We start from the raw sequence: 1,298 nt of genomic DNA on the forward strand, positions 1-1,298 counted from the left end.
ATCATTAACAAAGATCGATTGACCCAGGCGCTGCAGTTCAGGAGGAGGGTCGCCGACAGCGACAAGACGCATAAAGGTGCGCCCTCTTACATCAACCTTGTCTACTTCGAGGTTGGCAAGTGCAACAAATTTATCTACTTCGCCAAGTTTTCCTGTTCTTTCCCTGGCGCTTTTTAGCACTCCAGCGAGATGTTCGGGGCTGGCAACTTTCGTAAACGGATCTAATGTTTGGGTGTTGTCTGATTGAGCGCGAACAGCCCTGATTGAATCCTGATGTGTCATTCCTTCCCTGACTTCGATGAGCAGTTTATTTTTTTTAAGGTTATGAGTGAACCTGAAGACTCCCTCATTACCGACCTTCAGGACTTTGGTGTACTTCAGAGCAGCGTCATTGTCGTCTGTTTCAAAAAGGTCAACTACGGAAACGCCACCCTCAATGCCAGAAAGAATGTCTGTAAAGCCGTCAGAAGGAACGACATAGCCCGCTCTGGCTTCAGCCTGATCAGGGTAGGTGGTAGTAAAGGAATTAGGGATTGGCTGCTGGTCATCATCCAATGTTGGGTTAACGATGACCTCACTCTGGGTGAATTCCGCCTGTCCATTGCTCTGAATATCCACAGACTTTGTTTGCAGCCTGCGATCGGCCAGTGCCTGTTTACCGACGATGAAAGAACCGATGGCAATGGCCACAGCAAGGCTTAATGCATTGTGACGGGCATTTGTCATTCTACTACCTCAGAAGAACTAAATCAGTATGGTAGGTTTCGTTTGTTTATGAAGAGTTCATCCGCTGATTGCTGATATCAGAATTCGTCGCCGGTCTTTTTATCGTCTCTCTTAAGGAGCATTTTTCTTATCATGAGCATGAACTTTCTTATTACCGCTCTGCTGCCATCCATAGAAGGCTCCCAGAGTGTAGGAGTAAGGAATACTTTCTGCATGGGAAAATGACCATTGAGGCACACTTTTCTTGAAGTATTTCTCCCAGCCATTGTCAAACATCTTCATGGTGCGATCACGTCTTTCACGGAATTGCAGATAACTCTCACTCCGTGTCCAGCCAAACATTACATTGTTTGTTTTAATACGGCCTGCATACTCTTCATCCGTTTCATTGAAGCGTTGAGGCGTGGCAATAGCTGTACGTTTCACATAGCCATATTCCGATTCACCCGTGCTCCGCCAGCGATTAAGCTTGTCGAGACTTCGCCCCAGAGGTCCGCCCAGCCATTGTGTGAGCATCCTGTTGTCGTTCATGAAAAAGTCGAAAGTGAGACTCGACGCCAGGGCCAATCCGA

The 1,298-nt window shown here is 47.2% G+C and carries 2 protein-coding genes; both read right to left on the reverse strand.

All coding sequences use genetic code 11. From position 1 onward, the window contains the following. Window positions 1–726, reverse strand: a 726-nt coding sequence (locus KDK19_RS22010; RefSeq protein WP_257292945.1) for a hypothetical protein, incomplete at its 3' end; no start/stop codon positions are given. A 111-nt stretch (window positions 727–837) separates the two neighbouring features. Further along, window positions 838–1,298, reverse strand: a 461-nt coding sequence (locus KDK19_RS22015; RefSeq protein ID WP_257292946.1) for a hypothetical protein, incomplete at its 5' end; no start/stop codon positions are given.

It is taken from the genome of Endozoicomonas sp. ONNA1, assembly GCF_024606325.1.
Taxonomy (GTDB): Bacteria; Pseudomonadota; Gammaproteobacteria; order Pseudomonadales; family Endozoicomonadaceae; genus Endozoicomonas_A.